The 25,724-nt window shown below is 70.2% G+C and carries 21 protein-coding genes and 2 pseudogenes; 7 read left to right on the top strand and 16 right to left on the bottom strand.

Annotated features, from left to right (window positions below):
* Positions 1-72: 72 nt before the first annotated feature.
* The 6 genes and pseudogenes from ACOKR1_RS13590 to ACOKR1_RS13565 all read right to left on the bottom strand — a co-directional run.
* Positions 73-1,446 (bottom strand): MFS transporter, encoded by a 1,374-nt coding sequence (locus ACOKR1_RS13590; protein WP_422933546.1) that lies wholly within the window; start codon positions 1,444-1,446, stop codon positions 73-75.
* 334 nt (positions 1,447-1,780) lie between these two features.
* Entirely contained in the window at positions 1,781-2,548 is a 768-nt protein-coding gene (locus ACOKR1_RS13585; RefSeq protein ID WP_422933545.1) for an SDR family NAD(P)-dependent oxidoreductase, read from the bottom strand.
* A gap of 25 nt (positions 2,549-2,573) precedes the next feature.
* Positions 2,574-3,527, bottom strand: coding sequence for a 3-hydroxyacyl-CoA dehydrogenase family protein (locus ACOKR1_RS13580; RefSeq protein WP_422933544.1), 954 nt, complete (start codon positions 3,525-3,527; stop codon positions 2,574-2,576).
* A gap of 36 nt (positions 3,528-3,563) precedes the next feature.
* The gene (locus ACOKR1_RS13575) at positions 3,564-4,517 is read right to left on the bottom strand and encodes a sugar phosphate isomerase/epimerase family protein (RefSeq protein ID WP_422933543.1); all 954 of its coding nucleotides are present in this window, start codon (positions 4,515-4,517) and stop codon (positions 3,564-3,566) included.
* 120 nt (positions 4,518-4,637) lie between these two features.
* Entirely contained in the window at positions 4,638-5,570 is a 933-nt protein-coding gene (locus ACOKR1_RS13570; protein WP_422936650.1) for an NAD(P)-dependent oxidoreductase, read from the bottom strand.
* Positions 5,568-7,016: pseudogene (locus tag ACOKR1_RS13565) on the bottom strand (four-carbon acid sugar kinase family protein); the annotation flags it as partial. The gene ACOKR1_RS13570 and the pseudogene ACOKR1_RS13565, both read right to left, overlap by 3 nt.
* A 141-nt stretch (positions 7,017-7,157) precedes the next feature.
* Between ACOKR1_RS13565 and ACOKR1_RS13560 the strand changes: the two are divergent.
* Complete coding sequence (locus ACOKR1_RS13560; protein WP_422933542.1) at positions 7,158-7,928, top strand: FadR/GntR family transcriptional regulator; 771 nt, start codon at positions 7,158-7,160, stop codon at positions 7,926-7,928.
* Positions 7,929-7,960: 32 nt separating this feature from the next.
* Here the strand turns inward: ACOKR1_RS13560 and ACOKR1_RS13555 are convergent, their stop codons facing one another.
* The 3 genes and pseudogenes from ACOKR1_RS13555 to ACOKR1_RS13545 form a co-directional block, all read right to left on the bottom strand.
* Positions 7,961-8,710, bottom strand: a complete 750-nt coding sequence (locus ACOKR1_RS13555; protein ID WP_422933541.1) for a triose-phosphate isomerase family protein — start codon at positions 8,708-8,710, stop codon at positions 7,961-7,963.
* A gap of 20 nt (positions 8,711-8,730) precedes the next feature.
* Positions 8,731-9,189, bottom strand: coding sequence for a ribose-5-phosphate isomerase (locus ACOKR1_RS13550; protein ID WP_422933540.1), 459 nt, complete (start codon positions 9,187-9,189; stop codon positions 8,731-8,733).
* Between the two features lie 39 nt (positions 9,190-9,228).
* Positions 9,229-10,956: pseudogene (locus ACOKR1_RS13545) on the bottom strand (dihydroxyacetone kinase family protein).
* Positions 10,957-11,100: 144 nt separating this feature from the next.
* Here ACOKR1_RS13545 and ACOKR1_RS13540 point away from each other — a divergent pair.
* The 3 genes from ACOKR1_RS13540 to ACOKR1_RS13530 all read left to right on the top strand — a co-directional run bounded on the left by ACOKR1_RS13540 (position 11,101) and on the right by ACOKR1_RS13530 (position 14,245).
* On the top strand, positions 11,101-11,625 hold the full coding sequence (locus ACOKR1_RS13540) for a hypothetical protein (protein WP_422933539.1): 525 nt from the start codon (positions 11,101-11,103) through the stop codon (positions 11,623-11,625).
* Between the two features lie 9 nt (positions 11,626-11,634).
* Positions 11,635-12,438, top strand: coding sequence for an alpha/beta fold hydrolase (locus ACOKR1_RS13535; protein ID WP_422933538.1), 804 nt, complete (start codon positions 11,635-11,637; stop codon positions 12,436-12,438).
* Between the two features lie 262 nt (positions 12,439-12,700).
* A complete protein-coding gene (locus ACOKR1_RS13530) occupies positions 12,701-14,245 on the top strand; it encodes a DUF222 domain-containing protein (protein WP_422933537.1) in 1,545 nt (514 codons plus the stop codon).
* A gap of 58 nt (positions 14,246-14,303) precedes the next feature.
* On the opposite strand, the gene ACOKR1_RS13525 is transcribed toward ACOKR1_RS13530, so the two are convergent.
* Both ACOKR1_RS13525 and ACOKR1_RS13520 read right to left on the bottom strand, forming a co-directional pair.
* On the bottom strand, positions 14,304-15,254 hold the full coding sequence (locus tag ACOKR1_RS13525; protein ID WP_422936649.1) for a helix-turn-helix domain-containing protein: 951 nt from the start codon (positions 15,252-15,254) through the stop codon (positions 14,304-14,306).
* Between the two features lie 53 nt (positions 15,255-15,307).
* Entirely contained in the window at positions 15,308-15,898 is a 591-nt protein-coding gene (locus ACOKR1_RS13520) for a TetR/AcrR family transcriptional regulator (protein ID WP_422933536.1), read from the bottom strand.
* Between the two features lie 135 nt (positions 15,899-16,033).
* Here ACOKR1_RS13520 and ACOKR1_RS13515 point away from each other — a divergent pair, with 135 nt between their 5' ends.
* Both ACOKR1_RS13515 and ACOKR1_RS13510 read left to right on the top strand, forming a co-directional pair.
* Positions 16,034-18,025 carry a primary-amine oxidase gene (locus tag ACOKR1_RS13515; RefSeq protein WP_422936648.1) on the top strand — a complete coding sequence of 664 codons (1,992 nt, stop codon included), beginning with the start codon at positions 16,034-16,036 and terminating at the stop codon, positions 18,023-18,025.
* 149 nt (positions 18,026-18,174) lie between these two features.
* Complete coding sequence (locus tag ACOKR1_RS13510; protein ID WP_422933535.1) at positions 18,175-19,680, top strand: APC family permease; 1,506 nt, start codon at positions 18,175-18,177, stop codon at positions 19,678-19,680.
* 14 nt (positions 19,681-19,694) lie between these two features.
* Here ACOKR1_RS13510 and ACOKR1_RS13505 read toward each other — a convergent pair whose 3' ends face one another.
* Entirely contained in the window at positions 19,695-20,501 is an 807-nt protein-coding gene (locus ACOKR1_RS13505; protein WP_422933534.1) for a phosphoribosyltransferase family protein, read from the bottom strand.
* 37 nt (positions 20,502-20,538) lie between these two features.
* Here ACOKR1_RS13505 and ACOKR1_RS13500 point away from each other — a divergent pair, with 37 nt between their 5' ends.
* Positions 20,539-21,198 (top strand): DUF1992 domain-containing protein, encoded by a 660-nt coding sequence (locus ACOKR1_RS13500; protein ID WP_422933533.1) that lies wholly within the window; start codon positions 20,539-20,541, stop codon positions 21,196-21,198.
* A 161-nt stretch (positions 21,199-21,359) separates the two neighbouring features.
* Here ACOKR1_RS13500 and ACOKR1_RS13495 read toward each other — a convergent pair whose 3' ends face one another.
* From ACOKR1_RS13495 to hpaE, 4 genes are all read right to left on the bottom strand, one after another.
* Entirely contained in the window at positions 21,360-22,235 is an 876-nt protein-coding gene (locus ACOKR1_RS13495; protein ID WP_422933532.1) for an HpcH/HpaI aldolase family protein, read from the bottom strand.
* Positions 22,220-23,005: a 2-oxo-hept-4-ene-1,7-dioate hydratase gene (gene hpaH, locus ACOKR1_RS13490; RefSeq protein WP_422933531.1), complete on the bottom strand. Its 786-nt coding sequence runs from the start codon at positions 23,003-23,005 to the stop codon at positions 22,220-22,222. The genes ACOKR1_RS13495 and hpaH overlap by 16 nt, the downstream gene beginning before the upstream one ends.
* A 2-nt stretch (positions 23,006-23,007) precedes the next feature.
* The gene (gene hpaD / locus ACOKR1_RS13485) at positions 23,008-24,132 is read right to left on the bottom strand and encodes a 3,4-dihydroxyphenylacetate 2,3-dioxygenase (protein WP_422933530.1); all 1,125 of its coding nucleotides are present in this window, start codon (positions 24,130-24,132) and stop codon (positions 23,008-23,010) included.
* Positions 24,133-24,211: 79 nt separating this feature from the next.
* Complete coding sequence (gene hpaE, locus ACOKR1_RS13480; RefSeq protein WP_422933529.1) at positions 24,212-25,717, bottom strand: 5-carboxymethyl-2-hydroxymuconate semialdehyde dehydrogenase; 1,506 nt, start codon at positions 25,715-25,717, stop codon at positions 24,212-24,214.
* Positions 25,718-25,724: the final 7 nt, after the last annotated feature.

The raw sequence follows: 25,724 nt of genomic DNA, 5'->3' as shown, positions 1-25,724 counted from the left end.
ATGGGGCAGGGCCGCCAGCCTAGGCTGGCGGCCCGCGTCGGGTGGTGGGTCGGCCAATTAGTACCGGGCTGATCAGTGGTGCGGAGTCGCGGCCTCCTCGAGGAAGTCGTCCGACTTGGCGGCACGGAAGTGCTTGGTCAGGTACATCATGAGCGCCGCGAGGAAGGCGAAGACGCCGAGGGAGACAACGCCCCACACGCCACTGCTCGTCTTGAACGCTTCGTTGATGCTCGTGCGCATGAGCGGCGCGACGAAGCCACCGAGGTTGCCCAGCGAGTTGATGAGGCCGATGCCCGCAGCGGCGGCAGCCCCGGTGAGGAACGAGGTCGGGTAGGCCCACGTGATCGGGCCGACCGTGAGGAAGCTCGCGACGGCCAGGGTGATGAAAAGGATGCCGAGGAGCGGCTGGTTGTTCGCTCCCGCCCAGCCCGAGGCGAGGATGAACACGCCCGTGCCGATGTAGAGCAGGGAGCCCCAGTTCCGGCGTCGCGCGATGGTGTGCGCGGCCTTGCCCAGGAAGTAGCACGCGAAGAGGCCGACGAACCACGGGATCGCCGAGATCAGGCCAACCTCCCAGCCCACCTTCTTGCCGAGGAGCCCCGCGACCTGCTGCGGCAGGTAGAACGTGGTGCCATAGACGGCGATCTGCAGAGCGAAGTAGATGACCGTGAAGTACCAGACCTTCCAGTTCGCCATCGCACGCCAGATGCCGTTCGGGCCGTCCTCGGTGCGCACGCGGTCCTCGATGGCCATGGCACCCGAGAGCGCCGCCTTCTCATCGTCGTCGAGGAATTTCGCCTTGGCCGGGCTGTTCGTGAGGAAGAACAGTGACGCGATGCCCGCCACGACGGCGAGGAGGCCCTCGACGAAGAACATGACCTGCCAGCCCCGGGCGAAGCCGAGCGCGTCGCCGAAGCTGATGAGCCCGCCGCTCAGCGGCGCGCCGATCATCTGCGAGAACGGCTGGGCCAAGTAGAAGATCGCGAACATCTGCACGCGGACCTTGTTGGGGAACCACTCCGCGAGGAACATGATGACGCCCGGGAAGAGTCCGGCCTCGGTCACACCGAGCAGGAAGCGCAGCGTCGTGAACATCGTGTCGTTGGTCGTGAACGCGAAGGCGGCCGCGACGATGCCCCACGTGATCGCGATCCGGGCGAGCCAGAACCGCGCGCCGAAGCGCTTGAGGAGGAGGTTGCTCGGCACTTCGAACAGCGCGTAGCCGATGAAGAAGATGCCGGCTCCGAGCGCGAACGCGCCATCGCTGACGCCGCGGTCCATGCGGAGGGCGGCCTCGGCGAAGCCGACGTTCGTCCTATCGAGGAACGCGACGAAATAGAGGATGACGAGCATCGGCATGAGATGCCGCGCTGCCTTCGAGATGGCGGACTTGAGCGCGCCGTCCTGCAGGGATGGTGCAAGAGTCCGCTCGGCGGATGGGGACACGTCAGCTCTCCTTTGAGATGAACCTTTGGGGGTTGACCCTTGTGGGTTGAACGTTGCTTGAGTGATGGTGCGGGTGCGTTGCTGGCGGTGCAAGGGTGGTGCTGTGGTGCTGTGCGGCGCTCGGGGTACGAGGCCGCGGGCGCAAGGCCTAGCGGCCCTGCACGATCGTGACGACACCGAAGACGACGAACACGATCCCGATCGCGAGGAACGCGAACCGTGACTTCGACCACGTGCCGAAGAGGGATTTCACAACGGGTTCTCCTTTCGGGCTGCCCGAACCGGCCTAGCGGCCCGACCCGGCTTTCCTGCCGGCCCGGGCCGCCTGCCCGGCTCAGTGCATGTAGAGCCCGCCGTCGACGTTCAGGGTCTGGCCCGTCACGAAGCCGGCGTCCTCGCTGATGAGGTAGGCGATGGCCGCGGCGATGTCGCGCGGGGTCCCGATGCGCGGCAGCACGCCGTCGGCCGCCATCTTCTCCTTGCGCTCCTCGGTGAGGGTGCCGCCCATGATGTCCGTGTCGATGGGCCCCGGGGAGATGACGTTGACCGTGACGCCCTCGTGGCCGAGCTCGCGCGCGACGCTGCGGGAGAAGCCGATCACGCCCGCCTTCGCGGCGGAGTAGACCGTCTTGCTGTACGTTCCGCCGCCGCGCTGCGCGGACACCGAGGAGAGGCTCACCACGCGGCCCACGCCGTTCCTGACCATCGACTCGGCGGCCCGGCGCGTCGCGTAGTGGACGCCGTTCATGTTGATGCCCATGACCCGGTTCCATTCGTCGGCGGTGACCTCGAGGTACGGGACCGGGGAGGAGACGCCCGCGAGGTTCACGAGCGCGACGATCTGGGGGAGGGCGCCCTCGAGCTCGTCGAACGCCGCGCGGACCTGGGCCTCGTTCGAGACGTCCGCACCAGCGCCGGCTGCGGCGACGCCGTGCTCGAGCGCGATCTCCTCGGCGACGCGCTTCGCGGCCTCAGCCTCGAGGTCGACGATGCCGATGTTCCAGCCGCGTTCGGCGAGGTAGTGCGCGGTCGCGCGGCCGATGCCCCGCGGGGACGCGGCGCCAGTCAGGACAACGGTGCGGGATTCGGGAAAGGCAGTCATGTGCGTGGTTCTCCTGGTTGATCGGCTAGTTGATGGGCGCGGGGCCGAGCTCGTCCATGAGCTTCTTGATGGCCACGTAGGCCTTGTTCCGGTAGGCGACGAGCTCGGGGATCCGCTCGGCGGGCACGTCGAGGTAGCCCGCGCCGGACTTGGTGCCGAACTTCCCGGCGTCGACGAGCTCGCGGAGGGACTCCGGGGTCGCAAATCGTTCGGGCCAGCGGGTCTGGAGCGACGCGTAGCAGAACGAGTAGACGTCCAGCCCGGCCATGTCCGCGATCGCGAACGGGCCGAACGCCGGGAGGCGGAAGCCGAACGTCGTGCGGACGATCGTGTCGATGTCGTCCGGGGTCGCGATGCCCTCCTCGACGATCTGGGTTGCCTCGTGGAAGAGCGCGTACTGGAGCCGGTTGAGCACGAAGCCGGTCGCGTCCTTGACCCGCGCCGTCTCCTTGCCGGTCGTCGCGACGAGTTCCTCGACGAAAGGCAGGATCGCACCGTCCGTCCCGGCGTGCGGGATGAGCTCGACGCCGGGGATGAACGGCGCGGGGTTCGAGAAGTGCACGCCGAGGAACCGCTCGGGCCGCTCGACCGCCTCGGCGAGGGCGCCGATGAGAATCGTCGACGTGTTCGAGCCGATGATCGCGTCGGGGCGCGCGGCGGCGCTGATCCGGCGGAGCGTCTCGTGCTTGATCTCGATCTTCTCCGGGACGGCCTCCTCGATGAAGTCGGCGTCCGCGACGGCTTCCTCGATCGAAGCAGCAGCCGTCAGGTTCGCCTCGATGCGCTCGACGGCGTCGGCCGGGAAGAGGCCCTGCTCGGCGAAGTCGGCAGCCTCGGCGAGGAGCCGGTCATAGTTCTTCTTGGCGATTTCCTCGCTGATGTCGGCGATCTTGACGGTGGCGCCGGCAAGGGCGAGCGACTGTGCGATGCCGCCTCCCATATAGCCGGAGCCGACGACGGCGATTCTGCGGAGAGTCATTGGAGTCCTCCTTTGGACCGGGCTGCTTGGGGGCCGTCAGGCCTTGGGCAGCAGGGTGCGGATGTACTTCTGGTTGGCCGCGCACACGCCGAGGCTGTCGCCTCCGTAGTGCTCGGCGAGGATGATGCCGCTGAAGCCGAGCTTGACGGCGTCGCGGAACACCTGGCGGTAGTTGATGAGGCCGGCTTCCATGGTCGACGGCGTCGACGTCGCCCAGGTGCCGTCCGCGGACTCGTCGCGCGAGTAGTTCTTGACGTGCCAGTAGTTCGCGTACGGGAGCGTCTTGGCGAAGAGCTCGCGCCAGTCCTCGACGGGCCGGTGCAGGCGGATGAGGTTCGCGACATCCGGGTTGAGCCCCACGTTGTCGAGGCCCACCTCCTCGACGAAGCGCACGGCGCTGTCTGCCGTGCCGAGGTACGTGTCCTCGTACAGCTCGAGCGCGACGGGCAGCCCGAGTTCCGCGGCGTGCTTGCCGAGCTCGCGGATGCGACGGACGGCGAGGTCCCACATCTCGGGATCGTCCGGATCCTTCGGCCCCTCGGCGGTCCAGAACCAGAGCGCCCTGCGCTGCGCGTCGCTGAACGGCTGGTGCAGTCCGGTCGAGAACACCTGCATGCCCCATTCGGCGGCGGCGTCGATGGTGCGGTGCGCGTAGGCGAGGTTCCGCTCGTCGTGACCGGGCATGATGACGCTCTGCCGCTGGAGGTGCACGGACGGGATGCCCACGCCGTGGGACGCGGCGATTGCGAGGAACTCGTCACGGCGCGAGGGCTCCAGGTCTGCGGGCCGCACGTGGCTGTCAGCGAGCTCGGCGAGCGTGAAGCCCACGTCCTCGATCTGGGCGAACATGTCGTCCCAGACCTCGGGGGAGGCGTCGTGCAGGCTCACGCCGTTGGCGTCGCGCGCCGCGAAGCCGTGGAGGCATGTCGCGATCGGCCAGGTTTCGGCGGTGTAGGGAGGGCGGTTCTCCGGCATGGTGCTCCGTTGCATCGGTGGACTGTTTGCATCGGCAGATCGGGAATGATCGTAGATCCTATAGGATATATAGTGCTCGGAATCACTCGCTGGGTCAAGGGCCGCGCCGGGCCCGAGAGTGCTGCTGGCGGCCGGCTAGCTTGCCCCGCGCCGTTCGGGGGCCACGACCCTGATGACCGCGGAGTCGTCCGCCGCCTCGAGCCCAGCCGCCTGGCCGAGGAGGAAGAGCTGCTCGGCCGCCGCCGCGACGGGCGTCGCGAGCGCCGCCTCTCGGGCCGCGCGCCCCACGATGCCCAAGTCCTTGACGAAGATGTCGAGCCTGCTCAGCACGGGCGAGCCGCCGTCGTCGTACGCCTCGAGCATGCGGGGACCGCGGTCGCCCAGCATGAACGAGCCGGCCGCGCCGGCGGTGAGGGCCGCGAGCGTCTTCTCCCGGTCGAGGCCCAGCGCATCGGCGAGGGCAAGTGCCTCCGCCGCGGCGGCGATGTGGACGCCGCACAGGAGCTGGTTGACAGTCTTGAGGGCCTGGCCGTCGCCTGCGCGGTCGCCCACGACTGTGAGGGTCGAGGCGAGGAGATCGAGAACCGGCCGGGCGCGGTCCCGGGCGGCGGGGGAGGCGCCGACGACGACGAGCAGGTCGCCCTTGCCGGCCCGGGCCGGGCCGCCAGAGAGGGGCGCGTCCACGAGTTCGACGCCGAGCTCCGCGAGGCGCTCGGCGGTCGCCGGGACGGCGCCCGTGCCGACGGTGCTCGTGAGGATCACGACGGCGCCGGGCGTGAGGCTGCCGGCCACTCCGGCCTCGCCGAACAGCACGTCCTCGAGCTGGGCGCCGTTGCGCACCGCGAGAAGGACGGCGTCGGCCCCGGCCACGGCCTCGCGGGCGGAGGCGAACGTCAAGACACCCGCGGCGCGCGCGAGCTCGAGGCGCTCGGGAGCGATGTCGAAGCCGTTGACGGTGAGGCCCGTGGCGAGCCGGGAGGCCATCGGCAGCCCCATGGCACCCAGGCCGAGGATCGCAACGGTGTAGCTGGCGTCAGGGGCGGTCTCGCGGGCCGTGGGCGCTGACATGCTCGCGCTGAGCTTCTCGACGACGTCCGCGAGCGACTCGTCGTCGCCCACGTTCCCGGCGAAGACGACATACGGGATGCCTTGGGCCGGGCCCTCCATGGGCTCCCACAGGGAGACGATGCCGGGCAGCATGGGGCCGCGCACGATCGCGCGCCTGATCTGCAGGCCATGGGCCGCTATGTCGGAGGACGTGATGCCGCCCTTCGCGACGACGAAGCGCGGGCGGGAGGCGGCGAGGGTGCGCCGCACGACGTCGACAAGCGCGCCTGAGACCTTCCGGGCGATGGCGAGGCTTCCGGCCGGGTCGCTGGCGGTCACGAGCGAACGGCTCGTGTGGACGACGACGTCGCCCACCGCGAGTGCCGCCGTGACCCTTTCGGCCGTCGCGGCGACGTGGGCATCGTCCCCCGCGAGGAGGCGTTCGACGTCGAGCTCGACCACCTTGAGCGCGCGGTGCCGGCGCAGGAGCGCCTCGAGCTGACGCGTCGTGAGCCCGACATGGGAGCCGACCACGACCAGTCCGCCGTGTCGCGGCGCGTCGGCGCCGACCGCTTGGTCGGGACCCAGCGGCTCGCGCACCTCCTGGCCGATCCGGCCACGCACGAACGGCGGCCCGACACGGTACACGAGCTTCTTGCCGCGACGCTCCGCCTCGTCGAGGCCGAGAGCCAGACGGCGGAGGTCGTTCTCCGTGACCGCGTCGGCCACGATGGGGGTGCGCTGGGTGGCGCCCTCGAGGGCATCCGCGATCGCCGTGGCGCTTTCCGGGGGCGTGCCGGTGCGGAGCAGTCCGAGGTCGAGGACTATGGCGTCGGCGGCTTGGTAGCGGCCTCCCGACTTCTCCTCCACGTAGTCAGCGAGCACCGAATGCGCGTAGCCGAACGTCGCATCGCGAGCGAACTCGGTCTCGGCGACGGGGGTGAGCGCGCCGTCGGCGGTCCGGGCGTAGTGGGTGCCGCCGATCGTCACGCGGCCGGCATCCGGGAAGGCCGGGACGATGACGACGCCGTCCGTGGGGCGGCGGTCGAGCTCGCGCGCCGTGTCCGCGATCGTGTCCGGCTCGAGCGGGAAGTGTCCGCGCAGCGTCGAGTCGCTCCGGCTCGTGAAGGCCAGCTCGACACCGGCCTCTCGGGCGGCGGCGAGCGAATTCTCGACGACGTGGCGATTCCGCTCGGCGGCTTCGCTCGGATCGAGGCTGCGCGTGTTGGTGAGGACGTAGACGGCAGCTGCACGCTTCCCGTCGATGCGGTTCTCGAACGCCCAGCGGAAGTCGTCGAGCTCCCAGCTGGTGAGAACGGGAAGGTCCGCGACGGACTGCGTTCCCGTCGGGTCGTCATCGAGGACCACGAGCACGCGGCCGGACGAGGCGACGGCGTCGGCCACGAGTCGGGCCGGGACGGGGGTGTCGGCAGGGAAGGTCGAGAGCAGTTCGTGCTCCAGGATCACGGGCACCTCATCGTGTCGCTTGGGAGGGTTTTGGTAAGATGTCTGACATATCGTGGCATGGGTCACGGCGTTGGCGCAACACTCCGTGGGGCTCGAAATCCGGGACCATAGACTCACGGTGGGAACGACGGACGGAGAACGATGGCTCGCAAGTCGCTCGTCGGCGAGGTGGCCGACGACCTGCTGGATCGGATTGTGGCGGGGGAGTTTCCCCCGGGAACGCTCGTGCCTGGCGAGCTCGAGCTGTCCGCGCAGCACGAGGTCAGCCGCATGACCGTCCGCGAGGCGATGAAGACGCTCGAGGCGCAGCGGATCCTCAGCGTTCAGCGCGGGCGCGGCACGTTCGTCAACGCCGTCGACCAGTGGAATTCGCTCGAGGCCCTGCTGCGAGCTGCGCAGGAACAGGTGGGCAACGATGCGGCCGCGATCCAGCTCATTGAGCTGCGGCGCATGCTCGAGACGGGCGCCTCCGCCCTCGCTGCGCCGCGCATGACCGAGGCCTACGTGGCCCGAATGCGCGGGCATGTTGCGGCCATGCGATCGGCTCGTGCGGAGGGGGACCTCGAGGAGTTCGTCGCGGCGGACCTCGCGTTCCACGACGTGATTCTCGAGGCGTCGGGCAACGTCTTCCTGACCGCCGTCTTCCAGCCCCTCCACCGTGTCCTCGAGGCCCGCCGCACCGAGACGTCGAAGGTTCCGGAGATCCAGGAACACGCCATCACGATGCACGAGGCCGTCCTGGAGGCCCTCGAGACCCGGGATTCGCGTGCCGCTCGAGACGCGATGGACGCGCACATGACGCAGACTCTCGACGACCTCACGACCTACGTCCAGGACCACCCCGCGAGCCCAGCTCCAGTGGCAGTTAGGCCAGTGGCGGGTACGCCAGTGGCGGTTACGCCAGGCGCCTAGGCCGGCCGGGCCGCCGTCGTGAGGGCGCTGGTCTAATTGAAGCTACTGACCTCGTCGAGGATCGCCGCGAGCGCCGACGGATCGTGGGCGAAGCGCCCTAGGAAAAGCCCGTCGACGTCGTCGCCCACGGCCGGTAGGAGCCCCGGCCGGGCGCTCCCGCCGTAGATGACCGCAGATCCGGGGAAGTCTGTCAGGCCCAGGACGTGCTCGCGGAGCGCCGCGCACACGGCCCGGACGTGCTCGGGGTCCGCGGGTTCGGCGGCGCCGATGGCCCAGCGCGGCTCGTACGCGACGATGAGGCGCGGGTAGGCAGCGGCTTGCCCAGCGTCGCGAGCCGAGACGAGCGAGTCGTCGAGCTGGCGGATGCACTCCCGCGCCGCCGCCGCGGGGTCGCCGGCGACTTCCTCGCCGACGCACAGCACGGGGGTCAGCCCGTTGCGCAGCGCGGCCGCGGTCTTGGCGCGCACCACGCGGTCCGTCTCGCCGAATACGCTCCGGCGCTCGGCGTGCCCCACCTCGACGACGCGGCAGCCGAGCTCGGCGATCTCGGCCCCGCTGACCTCGCCCGTGAAGGCGCCCGCGTCCTCGGTCGCAAGGTCCTGGGCGCCCACGAGCACGGCGTCGCCGAGGAGTTCGAGCGCCGCGGGCACCGAGAGGTACGTCGGGATGACGAACAGCTCGGCGGCGCCGGACTGCACGGCGGGGTGATGCCGCGCGATGGAGGCCACCGCCCGGCACCACTCGACCGTCCGGGCGTGGCTGAAGTACATCTTCAGGCTCACGCCGATGAGGTATCGCGCCACTACACGCCCTCGTACGCGCAGATCTCCTGGACCTTCTCATTCGATCGGCTCGTCTCGTCGAACTCGTACGTGAGCCACTCGCGGACGTTGCGCCGCGCGAGTTCGAGCCCGATCACACGCTGACCCATGCACAGCACCTGCGCGTTGTTCGAGAGGACCGCGCGCTCGACCGAGAACGCGTCGTGCGCCGTGACGGCCCGGATGCCCGGCACCTTGTTGGCCGCGATGGCCACGCCGAGGCCGGTCCCGCAGATGAGCAGGGCCCGGTCGGCGTCGCCGCGGGCCACGATCTCGGCGGCCGTCGTCGCGATCGTCGGGTAGTTCGTGTGCCCGTCCGCCGCGACGCCGACGTCCGTGACGGATGCGACGAGTCCGCTCGCCTCGAGGTCTTTCTTGAGGGCTTCCTTGTACTCGAAGCCTGCGTCATCGGAGCCGACGACGATTCTCCACTGTGGCATTGCTGTCTCCTCCTGGGTATGTCTCATGGGTAGTGCGGTTCAGCCGCGAGCGAGGCGCTCGCCGACGGTGGTCGCGATGAGGGCGAGCGAGACGGCGCCGGGATCCGCCACGCCGAGGGCCTTTTCGCCGTGGGAGCGCGCGCGCCCCTTGCCGGGTAGGAGGCCGGCGGTGTCCTCGGCGGCCTTCGTCGCTGCCTTCGCGGCGGCCTCCCACGCCGCGGGGAGCTCGGATCCGGCCGCGAGGCCCTCGGCGAGCGTGTTCGCGAACGGCACGAGTGCGTCTACGAGGGTCTTGTCTCCGACTTGCGCCTTCCCGTACGCCATGACGGCGTCGGAGGCCGCGCTCAGGCCGGCGCCGAGCTGCCCGGGTGAGACCCGCGCGTCGTCCGCGACGTGCGAGGCGAGCGTGCGCAGGATGACGCCCCAGCGCGCCCGAGGTGCCGCCCGCGCGGTCGGCCCACGCGTCGCCGGCGCTCGTCAGGAGGGTCCGCGCGCCCGCGCCGAGGGCCGCGACGTCGCTGGCCTCGGTCGCGGCGGCGCGCGCCCCGCGCTGCATGCCGATGCCGTGGTCGCCGTCGCCCGCGATCGCGTCGAGCCGGCCCAACTCGTCCGCGTGTTCGTCGACGACATCCCTGACTGCGCCCAGCATGGCCGCGATCCGCAGGGCCGCGTCGCGCGACTCCTCGCTCGCGGCGGGGACGGTCCGCTCGGCGGCCTGGTCGCCGTCGTCCGCGACCGCCTCGAGCGCGGCGCCGTCGAACGTCCCGGTGCGGAAGGCGGGCGTGTCCGCGGGGGCGAGCCAGAGCCGCTCGAGCTCGTCGTCGAGCCAGAAGAAGGTGAGCGAGACGCCCGCCATGTCGAAGCTCGTGCAGAATTCCCGACCTGCGGGTCCACGAGGGTCAGGCCGCGCGCCTCCGCGAGCTCGGCCACGCGGGCGTAGACGACGAAGAGCTCCTCGGACTTGACCGAGCCGAGCCCATTGAGGATCGGCACGACGCCGCCGCCCGCCGTCGTGGCGCCCTCGGGCACCTCGGCGTCATCGAGGAGCCGCTCGACGAAGAGCTCGGCGAGGCCGTTCGCCGTCGGAATCGCGGTCTCCGCGAGCCCAGGCTCCCCATGGATGCCGAGGCCCACGGCCATGCGCCCCTCGGGCACGGAGAACAGTGGCTCGTCCGCTCCCGGCATCGTGCAGCCGGTGAACGCGACGCCCATGGAACGCGTGCGGAGGTTCGCGTGGCGCGCCGCCCGCTCGACGCCGTCGAGGTCGTAGCCGAGTGAGGCGGCCGCGCCCGCGATCTTGAACACGGTGAGGTCGCCCGCGATGCCCCGCCGCTTCTCGAGCTCATTTGGGCCGGCGGAGAAGATGTCGTCGATGACCGCCACGCTGCGGCAGTCGATCCCGTCCGCGCGGAGCGCCTCTTGCGCCTCGGTGAAATGCAGGACGTCGCCCGCGTAATTGCCGTAGCTCAGCAGGACCCCGCGGCCACGGTTGCTCGCACGCGCGACGGATTCGACCTGGTGGGCCGACGGGGACGCGAACAGGTTGCCCATGGCCGCTCCGTGGGCGAGCCCCGGCCCCACGAGTCCCGCGAAGGCTGGGTAGTGGCCGCTCCCGCCGCCGATCACGAGTGCGACTTCGGCGTCCGCCGACGCCGTGGCGCGCGAGACGCCGCCGTAGACCTTGCGGACCCACCGGCCGTTTGCGCGGACGAAGCCGTTTACCATCTCGTCGGCGAAGTCCGCCGGTTCGTTCCAGAGTCGCGTCATCGGGGACTCCCTCTCGGATCGGTGCACTGAATATCCTATAGGATATATGTCTGCCTTGGGGGTGGGAAGAGGCGTTCACTCTGAGACAAGCGCCCTGCGCCCGCGTCGGGGCACGGCCGGTTCCCCTTCCGGCACGATGGGGCCATGACACTGACGGCATCCGCGCTTGGCGAGGCTGGCGCCGGGGCCGCCCGGCGCCCGCGGCGCATTCCGATGGCGCAAGGCGCGGACGACGGCGCGCGGCGGGCACGCGCCGTCGTCCGTCACGCGCGCTGGGCCGCCGCGGCGACGGCCGCCGGGATGGCCGCCCACCTCGCGATGGCGGCCGATGGCGGGTGGATGGCCGCGTTGGCCGTTGCCATGGCCGCGGGGTGCGGGCCGTGCGCATGGGGTCTGTGGCGCCGGCCGACGGTGCGTGGCGCCAGGATGCTCGTGGGGATGTCGCTCGCGATGGCGCTCGTCCACGCGGCGCTCGTTCTCGGGGCGGCGCCCGCCGGGCCGTCCGGCACTGGGCACGTGCACGCCCGAACCGTTTCGGCCGCCGGGGCCGACCATACGGGCCATCTCGGCCCCGCGCTCGGGGCTGTCGCGGCGGACTTCGCGGCCGCGCTCCTTGCCGCCAGCTGGCTGCGACGGGTGGCGCGCAGGGGTGAGTCGTGGAGCAACTAAGGTGGCTGGGTGAGCACGACCATCAACCCCACCGACGGGACCTCTCTCGCGTTTGACGTCTCGGGCGAGGGCCCCGCCGTCGTCCTTCTTCACGGCTCTGCCCTGTCGCGCGCGATCTGGCGTGGGCTCGGCTACGTCCGCGCCTTGGAGGGGTTCACGGTGGTGCGTCTGGATCTGCGCGGGCATGGGCGGAGCGGGAAGCCGCACGATTCTGGCGCGTACGCGATGCCGCTCGTCGTGGAGGACGTGCTGACGGTGCTCGACGCCGCGGGGGTCGGCGCGGCGCATGTCGTGGGGTATTCGTTCGGCTCGCGCGTGGGGTTCGCGCTTGCCGCGGGCGCGCCCGATCGGGTGGTGAGCCTTGCGACGCTCGGCGGGACGTACCGGTCGCAGCGCGGCGAGGTGGAGAAGGTCTTCTTCCCCGGTTACCTCGACGCGATCCGTTCAGGCGGGATGGCCGCGTTCGCCGAGGGGTTCGAGGCTGCGGGGAATGTGCTGGATCCGTCGACGCGAGCGGCCTTCCTCGCGAACGACGCCGAGGCCCTCGCCGCGTATTTCGGGGCCACCGAGGCGGGGGAGGGGCTGCCCGAGTCCGCCCTGGCGGAGCTCACGCTGCCGGCACTCCTCTTCGCCGGGACGCTCGACGTGCCGCGGCTCGAGCAGTCCCGGCGTGCGGCGGAACTCATGCCGAACGCACGGTTTGTCGAGCTGCCCGGGCGTACGCACGCTTCCACGCTTGCGCCGTCAGGTCCCGTGCTGGACGAGCTCGTGCCGTTCCTGCGCGCGAGCGCGGAGGTGGGCGGGGTGCGCTAGCCCGCTGGTGCCAGGTGGCGCCGGCTTGCCGGTCCTCTGGGGATTGAGCTGTTCTGCATTGCGTGTGCCATCTTTCGTGGCTTGCTGTCTCTCCCAGCTTGGTGGTGGAAAATGTCTTCGATCTATTCTCTGGTGTGTGATAGGATTAGTCGAAACGTTCGATGAGGGGGCGTCGATGGGTGAATCCATGGCACAACAGGACGGTGCGTCAGGTTCTGGGGACGCGTGTGGAGCAGGGTCTGGCGGGGTCTCGCCGCGTGAGGTGCCTTCTGGCGAGGCGTCTGTTGGCGGGGCGAGCGATGCTCAGCTCCAGATGTCCGGCGCCGTCGCGCTCATTCCCCGCCCAGGTTCCCGGCTCCGCGGCCGCCTGTGGCACCCCGATCCGTCGCTCCTGTCCGGAGAAGACGCGCGGCGCGTGCTCGTTGACATCGGGAGGGCCAGGTCCTTTCTTGCCGCGCTCGAGGCCCTCGCGGTGGAGCGCATCCGGATTGCGTGCGAGGACGAGGCCCGTCGCGTGGCCGCGACGGCCGAAAGGGAGAGGTTCGACGGCGACGTCGCCCACGCGCTGGTCGTTTCCGAAGTTGCGGTGACCGAAGGGATCAGCGAGTTCGCTGCGGCGCGCCTCGTGAAGTCGTCGGAGGCTCTGTGTGGGGCGCAATTGGCGGTGCTCGACGGTCTTGAGGGAGGGGAGCTGACCGAGGCTCACGCGCGTGTCATCACGGATGAGACATCAACCCTCCCCGATGAGCTCGCGGAGGAGTTCGGCATCAAGGCTCTGGGCAGGCTCGAGACCCGTAGTGGTCGGCGGCGGACGGTCCCCGAGTTCCGTCGTGCCGTCCGGTCGCTTCGCGAGCGGCAGCACCCCGAATCGATCCGGGAGCGTAAAGTGCGCGCCGTGCGGGATCGGAGCGTCTACGTCAGGCCAGAGCCCGATGGGATGTGCACCCTGAGCGCCTTCGTGCCAGCAGAGGTCGGTCTGGCCGCGTTGAGTCGACTCGACGGGCTTGCGCGCGCCCAACGCGCAGCGGACCCCGAGGACGGCCGTACCCTTCCACAGCTGCGGGCGGACGCTCTCGCCGAACTCGTGCTCGCAGGCGAAGTGGCCGCGCGAGGGATGGGCCCGGGCATTCCAGCGGGCACAGCGGGGGAGCCTGGACCGGCGCTGGTCGTCGGGCACGCCGTCCCTTCGGCGGAGATTGTGGTGCTCGTATCGGCGGAGACGCTCCTCGGCGCCAACGACGAGCCGGCGACGCTCGAAGGCTACGGACCGATCGACGCCGAGACGGCCCGAGATCTGGCTGTGGCGGCGCCGACTTGGCAGCGGCTCGTCACGGACATCAACGGGGTGCCGCTTGCCCTGGGGCGGTTGGCCTACAGGCCGCCCAAGGGTCTGCGCCGATTCATCGAGTATCGCGACGGGACGTGTCAGTTCCCGGGGTGTTCGCGGCCGGCCCGACGCGCCGAGATCGACCACATGGTCGAGTGGCAGGACGGCGGGACGACCGATGCTCCCAATCTCCAAGCGCTCTGCCGAAAGCATCATGCGCTCAAGAGCCTCCGGCTATGGGACGCGAAGCGAATCGATCCGGATAGGCAGGGCGCGGCAGGAGACATCGTGTGGGTTTCACCCCTCGGGGGTCGCGCCGTCTCTGGGCCAGAAGAACGGGACGTCGGTCCCCAGGGCCCGGCGAGTGGTGGTACACAACCGGCTGACGGCGCGCCGGTCGACGGCGATGGATCGCTCGCAAGCGACGGACCAGCAAGCTCGAAGGCATCGGCCCCGGATGGCGATCCGCCGCCGTTCTAACAGCATGGCGTTCCAGCGGACGGCCCTTGGAGCAGGCTGGCGTTCTGCCGGACAGCCGCTAGCAGCCCGCGCGATATCCCGTGGGCGATTCGCCGTACGCGGCGCGGAAGATGCGGCTGAAATGCGCCGAGTCGAGGAGGCCCCATCGAGCGGCGATCGCAGTGACGGGTCGATCGGCGAGCACGGGATCACGGAGGTCGCGTCGGCAGCGTTCGAGCCGCCGCTCGCGAATTGAAGCCGCGACGGTTGTCCCCAGCTCGCGGAACAGGTCGTGGAGATGGCGCGTAGAGATGTAATGCGCTGCCGCGATGGAGCCCGGCGAGAGCTCTGGGTCCCCCAGCTGTGCCTCGATGAAGTCGTGGATCCGCGTGAGCAGCAGCTGGTGCGGATCGCGCGAGGACGTGGCGCGCAAGTCCAGCTCGCCGTTGAAGAGCGTCGTCACAAGGTCGAGCGCGTTGTGCGCGAGGCGCGTTCCGTTCGGCCCGTCGATAGAGTCGAGGCTTTCCGCGAGGCGAATCAGGAACGGACTCACGAGCTGGCCGAGCCCAGTCGTCCCACTGATCGCTGTCGCCGTGATCTGGGACATAGCCTCGGTCGGGAGCTCGATCGCGGAGTGAGGGAACATGAGCACGAGCGTGCGGAAGTCGCCGTCGAACGCGAGCGTATAGGGGCGGTCCGTCGAATAGATGGCCAGGTCTCCTGGCGTCAGGACCGCCTCGCGGCCGTCCTGCAGGAGCAAGCCCGTGCCCTGGAGCTGGATTCCGAGCTTGAAATACTTCCGCTCAGATGCGGCGATGAGTTCGTCCGTGCGATGGACCGCATGTCCGGTCGCGGCAACCTCGATCATCGTCAGATCCTCGCGTGCGAGCCGCCTTCCGCGCATGGATCCGCGGAACCTGGCAGCGCGATCCCCGGTCACCTTGAGGGGGACGAAGGATTGGGAGGTCGCCCGGCGCCACGTGTCGAGATCGCGGGCGACGGCGATGTCCAGGCCCGCCCCGCCCCTCACCGCGGCGTTGGCGCCCGTGTCAGTCCCCGCGGTGCTCGTCCTCAGGTCGATGGTCACGCTGAGGCCCCTTCCACGAGCGCGCTGACGAGGCAGTCGAGCTGGGCCACGAGCTGCCGCGGCGCGTGATGCGTGGGGGAGAGCGTCGCCGTGATCTGCGCTCCGAGGACGAGGTCCATGATCGCTCCGACGGCGTCGTCAAGCCGGACTCCCCGCCTGAGCCCCGTCTCCTCCAAGAGTTCGGCCAGAGCGACGCGCCACTGCTCCATCGAACGCTCGTGCACCGCGGCCTTGGCCGGGTCGCGGAGGGCCTTCTGCCAGAACGCGATCGCGACGCGGGCCTCGCTGACCTTCTCCTCGTCGAGGGGGAGGATCTCGTGGCAGTACGCGCGCAGCGCGGCGAGGCCCGAAAGCCCCTCAGTGGAGGCCCTCATCCGCCGGTTCGTCTGGTCGAAGATGTGCTCGAACGCGAAGTCGAGCAGCCTGTCCTTCGTGGGGAAGTAGGGCTTGAGTGCGCCGTTCGCGAAGCCGGCCTCAGCCGCGATGTCGCGCATCGTCGCGCCGTCGAGGCCGCGCTCGGCGATGATCCGCCATGTTGCGTCGACGAGTTCCACGCGGCGCTGGTCGTGGTCCACGATCTTCGGCATAGTCCTCGCGCACCCTTCGTCCAGATCTTTTTTCTACAACCGTTGTGATTCAGATTACATCCGGTTATTCTCTACGTCTATAGAAAAAAATTTGTCGACCGGACTCGCGGAGGGACCATGAGCACAGACACGACCATGCATGCCGAGCACTGCCACGCGGCGGCAGAGCCCGCGACCGGCGCCTACGCTCTCGCCACAGAGGAGGAGATCGCCGCCGTCCGCGGCATCCTCGACGCCGCAGGGCTCTGGCGCGATTCGACGCGCATCGCGTACCTCGGCCTCGTGGATCCGCCGCGCGGGCGAAGGGGGGAAGCGGGCGACCACACGGCGGTGGATCGGCGCTTCCGCGTCTTCCTGCACGACACGTCCGGGGCCCGCCCCCACGACGTCACGGTCTCTGTGACCAGCCGCGAAGTGCTGCGCGACGTCGAACTCGACACCGCCGCCACTGGCGAGTTGCCCGTCCTCGAAGAGGAGTTCGAGGTGGTTGAGCAGATCCTCAACGCGGACGAACGGTGGCTCAAGGCGCTCGCCGACCGCGACCTCGACGTCGCGAAGGTCCGCGTCGCACCCCTCTCGGCTGGCGTGTTCGAGTACCCGGAAGAAAAGGGCCGCCGGATCCTGCGCGGGCTCGCGTTCGTCCAGGAGTTCCCCGAGGACGTCCCGTGGGCGCACCCGGTCGACGGCCTCGTCGCGTACATCGACGTCGTCAACCGGACGGTCGACCAGGTCATCGACTACGGCCCCGTCCCCGTACCCGCCGAGCACGGCAACTTCACCGATCCCGAGCTGACCGGGCCCGTCCGCACGTCCCAGAAGCCCATCGAGATCACGCAGCCCGAGGGCCCGAGCTTCACGGTCGCGAACGGCAATCACGTGGAGTGGGAGAAGTGGAGCCTCGACGTCGGCTTTGACGTCCGCGAGGGCCTCGTGCTCCACAACATCTCGTTCGACGACGACGCGTCCGACCTCGCGCGCACGGCCGGCGCGCGCCGCCGTCGCCGCATCCTGGACCGCGCGTCGATCGCGGAGATGGTGGTCCCGTACGGCGACCCTTCGCCCGTGCGATCGTGGCAGAACTACTTCGACACGGGCGAATATCTCGTGGGCCAGTACGCGAACTCGCTCGAGCTCGGCTGCGACTGCCTCGGGGAGATCACCTACCTGAGTCCCGTGATCAGCGACGCGTTCGGCAACCCCAAGACGATCCGCAACGCCATCTGCCTGCACGAGGAGGACTGGTCCATCCTCGCGAAGCACTCCGACCTCTGGGCCGGCGTCAACTACGTGCGCCGGAACCGCCGGCTCGTGATCAGCTTCTTCACCACGATCGGCAACTACGACTACGGCTTCTACTGGTACCTCTACCTCGACGGCACGATCGAGTTCGAGGCGAAGGCCACGGGCGTCGTCTTCACGAGCGCCCACCCGGGCGGGGACTACCCGTACGCGTCCGAGCTCGCCCCCGGACTGGGCGCGCCCTTCCACCAGCACCTCTTCAGCGCGCGCCTCGATTTCGCGCTCGACGGCGGCCCCAACCGCGTCGAGGAAGAGGACGCCGTGCGCGTCCTTCCAGGCCCCGGCAACGAGCGCGGCAACGCCTTCACGCGCCTTCGTACGGTGATCCGCAGCGAATCCGAGGCGGCCCGCACGGCGGACATGGCCGCGGGGCGCACGTGGATCGTGTCCAATCCGGACTCGCGCAACCGCCTCGGCGAACCCGTGGGCTACAAGCTCCATCCGCAGGGCCAGCCGACGCTCCTGGCCGACCCGTCGTCGTCGGTCGCGGCCCGCGCCGCGTTCGCGACCAAGGACCTCTGGGTGACCCGCTACGACGAGGCCGAGCGCTACCCGACCGGGGACTTCGTCAATCAGCACCCCGGCGGCGCCGGCCTGCCCGCGTACCAGGCGCAGGACCGGGACCTGAACGGAACCGATCTCGTGGTGTGGCACACGTTCGGGCTCACCCACTTTCCGCGCCCCGAGGACTGGCCCATCATGCCCGTGGACCATGTGGGCTTCCGCCTGCGGCCCGAGGGCTTCTTCGACCGGAGCCCCGTGCTGGACGTCCCCGCGTCCACCGGCCATGCATCAACGGCGGGCGACGGCGGTCACTGCCACTGCTAGCGCCGCTCCAGGCGACAAGAAGCATTCGCTGTGAGACAAGTCACGGACAGGGCGGTCGCAGCACGATAGTGCTGCGGCCGCCGCGTCGCATCGGTTTTCCGCCGCAACCCCTGACGACTTTTCGCACATCACGAGACACTGGAGGAGCCATGAGCACCAAGACGAGCTCACAGGTCACACCCAGGGCAACGCCGAGCGTGCCCCCTTCGCCCCACCGGAGGCTCGGCGTCGCGTCGGTGACCATGATGATCATCGCGGCGTCGGCGCCGCTCACCGTCCTGGCTGGCGGCGTGACGACGACGTTCGCCGTGACCGGCCTCTTGGGCGTGCCCCTGTCTTACCTGATCCTCGGCGCCGTGCTCGCGGTCTTCGCGGTCGGCTACGCGGCCATGAGCCGCCACGTCACGAACGCGGGTGCGTTCTACGCGTACGTCGCCCAGGGCATCTCCCGCCCCGCGGGCGTCGGAGTCTCGCTCGTGGCGCTCATGTCCTACAACCTCATGCAGGTGGGCATCTACGGCTTGTTCGGCTTCACGGTCTCCTCGCTCCTCTCCGAGCGCTTCGGCATCGACGTCCCGTGGTGGATCCCGGTCGTCGCGTGCATCGCGGTCGTCGCCGTCCTCGGCGTCAACCGGGTGGACCTCTCGGCGAAGGTTCTGGGCGCACTCGTGGCGCTCGAGTTCCTCGTGGTGATCGTGTACGACGTCGTCTCCTTCGCGGTCGCTCCCGAGGGCGTCACCGCCGCGCCGCTCTCGCCCGAGAGCCTCTTCGTCCCGGGCGTCGGCGCGGTGCTGTCCTTCGGCATCGCGGCGTTCATGGGCTTCGAGTCCGCGGCAATCTACGGTGAGGAGGCCAAAGACCCGAAGCGGACCATCCCGCGCGCCACGTACACGGCCGTGGGCGTCATCGCCGTGTTCTATGCCGTCTCCTCGTGGGCCATGGCCGTGGGCACGGGCCCGTCGCAGCTCTTCGACGTCGCTGGCAAGCAGGGGCCCGACCTCGTGTTCACCTTCCTCGGCTCCCACGTCGGCACGATCGTCGCGGACGTCGCCCAGCTTCTGTTCTGCACGAGCCTCTTCGCGGCGCTCGTGAGCTTCCACAACGCCGTAGCGCGGTACTTCTTCTCGCTCGGCCGCGAGCGAGTGGTGCCCGCGTGGCTCGAGCGCACGAGCCGCCACGGTGCCCCGAAGGCCGGCTCCCTCGTGCAGACCGGCATCGCGCTCGTCGTCGTGGTCGCGTTCGCGATCGTGGGCAACGGCCCGGACCCCCTCTACCCGGTCCTGACGCTCTTCACGTGGCTCACGAACGCCGGCGCGATGGGTCTCGTGCTCCTCATGGCGATCGTCTCGGTCGCCGTCGTCGGCTTCTTCCGGCGCCGCCGCGGCCTGGCGGCGGGCGTGTGGTCCGCCGTCGTCGCCCCGTCGATCGGCGCCGTCGCGCTCGCCGTGATCTTCGGACTCATCGTCGCGAACTTCGACGTCCTGCTCGGCCAGACCGAGGCGAGCCCAGTGAGCTTCGTCCTGCCGGCCCTCATCATCGTGCCGGGGCTGGCCGGCGTCGTCTGGGCGCTCCGGCTCCGGAGCGCGAGCCCCGACGTGTACCGCCGGATCGGCCACGGCGAGGAGGGCCGCGCCCACCACCTCGGCGAGGAGTAGCGCTCCAGAAGGTGTCAGCCCCGCGCGGCGAGGAGGTCCAGGACCTCCTCGTCGCTGCATTGCGGGAACGTCAGATACGCGCCGCCCACCGACCGGAACGCCATCGGCTGGCGCGGGCACACCACGCGGTCCGCGAGCTTCGCGAGGTCGCGGACGACGGCGGGCGGCGCCACCGGGAGCGCGAGGACGATCGCGCGTGCCCGGGCCGCGCGGACGGCAGCGATCGCGGCGCGGGCGGTGTCTCCCGTCGCGGCGCCGTCGTCGCACACGATGACCGTTCGGCCCCCGGCGCCCTGGCTGCGCCCCCCGAGGTACAGGGTCTCCTGGCGCTCGAGCTCGGCAGATTCCCGCTCCCGGATGCGGTCGAGCGATTCCTCCGTGAAGCCCGAGGCGAGGAGCCGGCGGACCAGGAGCGCGTCGACGTCGGAGCGGCGCTCGCCGTCGCACGATGCGATCGCACCGAATGCGACCTCCTCGTGGCCGGGGATGCCGAGCTTTCGCGCCGGGACGACGTCGAACGGGAGGCCGAGGGCTCGCGCGACCTCGGCCGCGACGGCGACGCCGCCCCGGCTCAGCCCGAGGACGAGCGGGCGCGGGGTGGCGGGGATGGAGGGGGTGGAAGGGGCAGCGGGGGTGGCGGGGATGGAGGGGGTGGAGGTGGTGGAGGGGCCGGCGGGTCCTGAGGGGACGTCGGCGAGGCTCGTGAGGATCCCCGAGAGGGCCGCCGCGAGGGTTCGCCCGGCTTCGCCGCGGCTCGTGTACCGGCCGGGGCTCTCCTCGCCGTAGTTGTCCGGAAGCTTGTCCCGCTGGGGCCATGCCATGCGATCCAGTATGCGCGTGCGTCGGATACTGGAAGAGATGAACGCACGGGGAGCGGACGATCGCCAGCAACGGCTCGAGCGGGCCGCGGAGCTGCGCGCTGCGGGCCACAGCCAGAGTCACGACAGCCAGAGTCACGACAGCCAGGGTGGTCCCGGGCAGCGCGACGAGGAGCGGCGTGAGGAGGAACTGCGCGAGGAGGAGCGGCGTGAGGAGGAACTGCGCCAGAAGCGCCTGAAGTTCGACTCCGCCCGCCGCGCCGACTATCTGATCGGCGACGCGATGGCGCGCGGCGAGTTCGATCACCTCAAGTACGCGGGCAAGCCGATCCCGGGCCTCGGCGGCACCTACGATCCCGACTGGTGGATCAAGGGCCTCATCCAGCGCGAGCACCTGACCGGCCTCGGCCCGAAGGCGCTCCTGCTGCGCGTCGAGGATGCCGAACTCGACGCTCGGCTCGACGCGCTCCCCTCCGAGCGGCAGGTGCGTGACGCCGTCGAGGACTTCAACGCGCGCGTCATCGACGCCCGGCGCCAGCTCGAGGGCGGCCCGCCTGTCGTGACGAAGACGCGCGACGTCGACGGCGAGGTACAGCGATGGCACGAGCGGCGCGACGCCGCCGCCGCGCGCCGGGCGCTCGAGCCGGTCGAGGAGAGGCCGCGCTCGATCTGGCGGCGCCTCTGGCGGGGGCACGCCTGAGCCGGGACGGGACCCCGCAACGGGCGGGACGGGACCCCGCAACGGGCGGGACGGGACCCCGCAACGGGCGGGACGGGACCCCGCAACGGGCGGGACGGGACCCCGCAACGGCTGTCAGGTTGTGGGGTCGCGTCCCCAAGGTTGCGGGGTCTCTGGCGCCGCTAGTAGCTCGCCGGCCGCTCGCCGTCGTCCGTGGTGGCCCGCCCGGCCGCGTCGTGCTCAGTGGTATGCCCGAAGCGCGCGGCGAGCTCCTCGCTCGAGCGCGCGAGGATCGAGACGTCCGCGCCCACGAGGACGAAGCTCGCGCCCGCGTCGAGGTAGCGCCGCGCCGTCGCCTCGACGAACGCGTTGACGCCCGCGGGCTTGCCGGCCGCGTGGGCTGCCGCGAGGCAGCGTTCGACGGCGGAGATCACCTCGGGATGCTCCTGCTGACCGAGATGGCCCATGGACGCGGCCAGATCGGACGGGCCGATGAAGATCGCGTCGACGCCGCCGACGGCGAGGATCTCCTCGACGTTGGCCACGGCCTCGGCCGTCTCGATCTGCACGGTGAGCGAGATGGTCTCGTCCGCCCTCGCGAGGTAGTCCGGGATCCGGTTCCACCGCGCCGCGCGGGCGAGCGCCGAGCCGACCCCCCGCACGCCCTGCGGCGGGTACCGCACGGCCGCGACGGCCGCGCGGGCCTGCTCGGCGTCGTTGACCATCGGAATGAGCAGGTTCTGCGCGCCGAGGTCGAGGTACTGCTTGATGAGCACCGCGTCGTTCCAGGGGAGGCGCACCATGGGCAGCACAGCGTAGCCGTGGACCGCCTGGAGCTGGGCGAGCACGGACTCGAGCGTGTTCGGGCTGTGCTCGGCGTCGATGAGCAGCCAGTCCGCGCCGGAGCCGGCCATGATCTCCGCGACGAGCGGGCTGCCCGAGGAGACCCACAGGCCGATCAGCGGGCGCCCGGCGTTGCCCGCGCCGTCGCCGGTCCCGGCCCGCGCCTCCTCGAGCGCGTCGCGGAATGTGCGTTCGGGTTCTAGACGAAACGACATGTCACCGTCCCCAAGGGTCCGTAGTCGGCGAACACGGTATCGCCCGCGTAGACCCACAGGGGCCGCGTGAACGAGCCAGCGAGCACGAGGTCGCCCGCGCGGAGCGACTGGCCGTGCTGGGCGAGCTTGTCCGCGAGCCACGCGACGCCCTTCGCCGGGTGGTTGAGCACGCCGGCCGCGACGCCCGTCTCGACGATCTCCTGATTCTGGTACAGGAGCGCGGAGACCCAGCGGAGGTCGACGTCGTGCGGCCGGACGGGCCGCCCGCCCACGACCATCGCGCCCATCGCCGCGTTGTCCGAGATCGTGTCCACGATCGTGCGGCCCTGCATCTCGATCCGCGAGTCGAGGATCTCGAGCGCGGGAACCACGTAGTCCGTCGCGTCGAGCACGTCGAAGAGCGTGATCCCGGGGCCCTTGAGGTCCTGGTTGAGCTTGAACGCGAGCTCGACCTCGATGCGCGGGTGCGTGTACCGGTTCCAGTCGACCACCGAACCGTTCTCGAGGACCATGTCGTCGAAGATGACGCCGTAGTCCGGCTCGGTGATCCCGGTCGCGGCCTGCATGGCCTTGGACGTGAGCCCGATCTTGCGGCCCACCACGCGCTTGCCCTGGGCCTCGAGCCGCGAGGCCCAGAGCTTCTGCACGGCGTATGAATCCTCGATGTCCATGCCCTCGTAGCGCGTGTGCAGGAGGGGGACGGGCGTGCGCGTCCGCCCCGCCTCCACGAGCTCGTCCGCGATCTGCTGGATCGCCTGCGCGTCGAGCACGCTCAGACCTGGCTTCCGAGCTTGAAGCCCTTCGACGCCTCGCCGTGGTACGAGCCGGTCTCGTCGCCCGAGCGCGTGTAGGAGAAGCCGTCCGCGCCGATCGTCACGGCCATCTCGGACTTGTCCTCGCGCTTGACGACCTCCTTCGGGTTCCCGTCGAGGTCGAGCACGAGCGAGGCCTCGGTGTACCAGGACGGGACCACAGGGTTGCCCCACCAGTCGCGGCGCTGGTTGTCGTGGACGTCCCACGTGATCGTGGGGTTGTCGGGATCGCCCGTGTAGTAGTCCTGCGTGTAGATCTCCACGCGGTGGCCGTCCGGGTCGAGGATGTAGAGGTAGAACGCATTCGAGACGCCGTGGCGGCCCGGACCGCGCTCGATCCGGTCTGACATGCGCAGGGCGCCCATCTTGTCGCAGATCTGGATGATGTTGTGCTTCTCGTGCGTCGAGAACGCGATGTGGTGCAGTCGCGGGCCGTCGCCGCCGGTGAGCGCCGTGTCGTGGACGGTCTGCTTCCGGTGCAGCCACGCCGCGTACGTGGTGCCCTCGGAGTCCTTGATGTCCTCCGAGACGCGGAAGCCGAGGCCCTCGAGGTACGCGCGGCCGCGCGGGACGTCTGGGGTGACCTGGTTGAAGTGGTCGAGGCGCACGAGCTCGCCGGCCGAGTACAGGTCGTAGCGCATGTGCAGGCGCTCCACGTGCTCCACGTCGTAGAAGAACTCGTACGGGAAGCCCAGCGGGTCCTCGACTCGGACGGCGTCGCCGATCCCGCGCACGAAGCCGTCGCGGCGGCGTTCCGTGCGGCAGCCGAGCGCCTGGAAGTAGGCCTCGGCCTTGTCCACATCCTCGGGCGTGCGGACGCGGAACGCGAACGCGGCCGCGGCCGGGATGGGGCCCTTGCGCAGCACGAGGTTGTGGTGGATGAACTCCTCGAGGGAGCGCAGGTAGATGGCCTCGTCGTCCTCGTACGTGACGTGCAGGCCCAGGAGGTCCACGTAGAACGCGCGCGACTTCGCCAGGTCGGTGACCACGAGGTCGAGGTAGGCGCAGCGGACGATGTCGGGCGCGGGGACTGCTGGGGTAGGGGTGGCCGGGGTAGGGGTGGCTGGGTGCGTGTGCGCGGTCATGATGGGTTCTCCTCTTCGAGATACGGGCGGACGACGGCGGCGGGCTGGCTCAGGCGGGCCGGCTCAGGTGGGCTGGGCTTCAGGCGCCGAACTTGGGCGTGTGGACGTCGCCGAGCGTGATGTGCACGGCCTGCTGGTCCGTGTAGAAGTCGATCGAGCGGTAGCCGCCCTCGTGGCCGAGGCCGGAGGCCTTGACGCCGCCGAACGGCGTGCGGAGGTCGCGCACGTTGTGCGAGTTGAGCCAGACCATGCCGGCCTGGACGGACTGCGCGAACGTGTGCGCGCGCTTGAGGTCGTTCGTCCAGATGTACGCGGCGAGGCCGTACTTCGTATTGTTGGCAAGGGAGAGCGCCTCGGCGTCGTCGTCGAACGGGGTGATCGCCACGACCGGGCCGAAGATCTCCTCCTGGAAGATCCGCGCGTCCGGCTTGACGTCGGCGAACACGGTCGGCGCGACGTAGGAGCCGTTCTCCTGACCCTCGGGAAGGTTCGTGGGGCGCCCGCCGCCCGCGAGAAGCCGGCCCTCGGACTTCCCAATCTCGACGTAGCTCATGACCTTCTCGTAGTGCTCGGGGTGCACGAGCGCGCCGACCTGAGTCTTGGGATCGTGCGGGTCGCCGACCACGATGTTCTTGGCGCGCTCGGCGTAGCGCTCGGTGAACTCGTCGTAGATGCTGCGCTCCACGAGGATGCGCGAGCCGGCGGTGCAACGCTCGCCGTTGAGCGAGAAGACGCCGAAGAGCGTCGAGTCGATCGCGGCGTCGAGGTCGGCGTCGGCGAAGACGACGGCGGGGGACTTGCCGCCGAGCTCCATCGACATGCCCTTGAGGTTCTCGGCGCAGTTCCGGAAGATGAGCTGGCCGGTCGAGGATTCGCCTGTGAACGAGATGAGCGGGACCCCGGGGTGCTTGACGAGCGAATCGCCCGCAGTCTCGCCGAAGCCGTTGACGAGGTTGAAGACGCCCGCGGGCAGGCCGGCCTCCTCGAAGATCCCCGCCCAGAGGGACGCGGAGAGCGGCGTGAACTCGGCCGGCTTGAGCACCACGGTGCAGCCCGAGGCGAGCGCGGGGGCGAGCTTCCACGATTCGAGCATGAACGGCGTGTTCCACGGCGTGATGAGCCCCGCGACGCCGATCGGCTTCCGGTTGACGTAGTTGAGCTGGGTGCCGGGGACCTTGAGCGCGGTGTCCTGCTGCGCGACGATGAGGTCCGCGAAGAAGCGGAAGTTCTCTGCCGCGCGCTGAGCCTGGCCGCGGGCCTGCGTGATGGGCAGACCGGTGTCGAACGTCTCCATTTCGGCGAGCCGGTCCTCCTGACGCTCGACGGCGTCGGCGATCGCGTTGAGGATTCGGGCCCGGGCGCGCGGCTTCATGCGCGGCCACGGGCCGTGCTCGAACGCCTCGGTCGCGGCGGCCACGGCGGCATCGATGTCCGCCTTCTGGCCGGACGCCGCCGTCGCGTACGTCGTGTTCGTGACGGGGTCGAGGACCTCGAACGTCTCGCCGCCGATCGAGTTGACACGCTCGCCTCCGATGTAGTGCTGGAGGTGCGTCGGGAGGTTCTCGGGCACGAAGTGCTTGCTCATGCTGGGC

It is taken from the genome of Sinomonas sp. P47F7 (assembly GCF_049332655.1).
GTDB lineage: Bacteria > Actinomycetota > Actinomycetes > Actinomycetales > Micrococcaceae > Sinomonas.
This window is presented reverse-complemented; position numbering and strand designations above follow the sequence as displayed.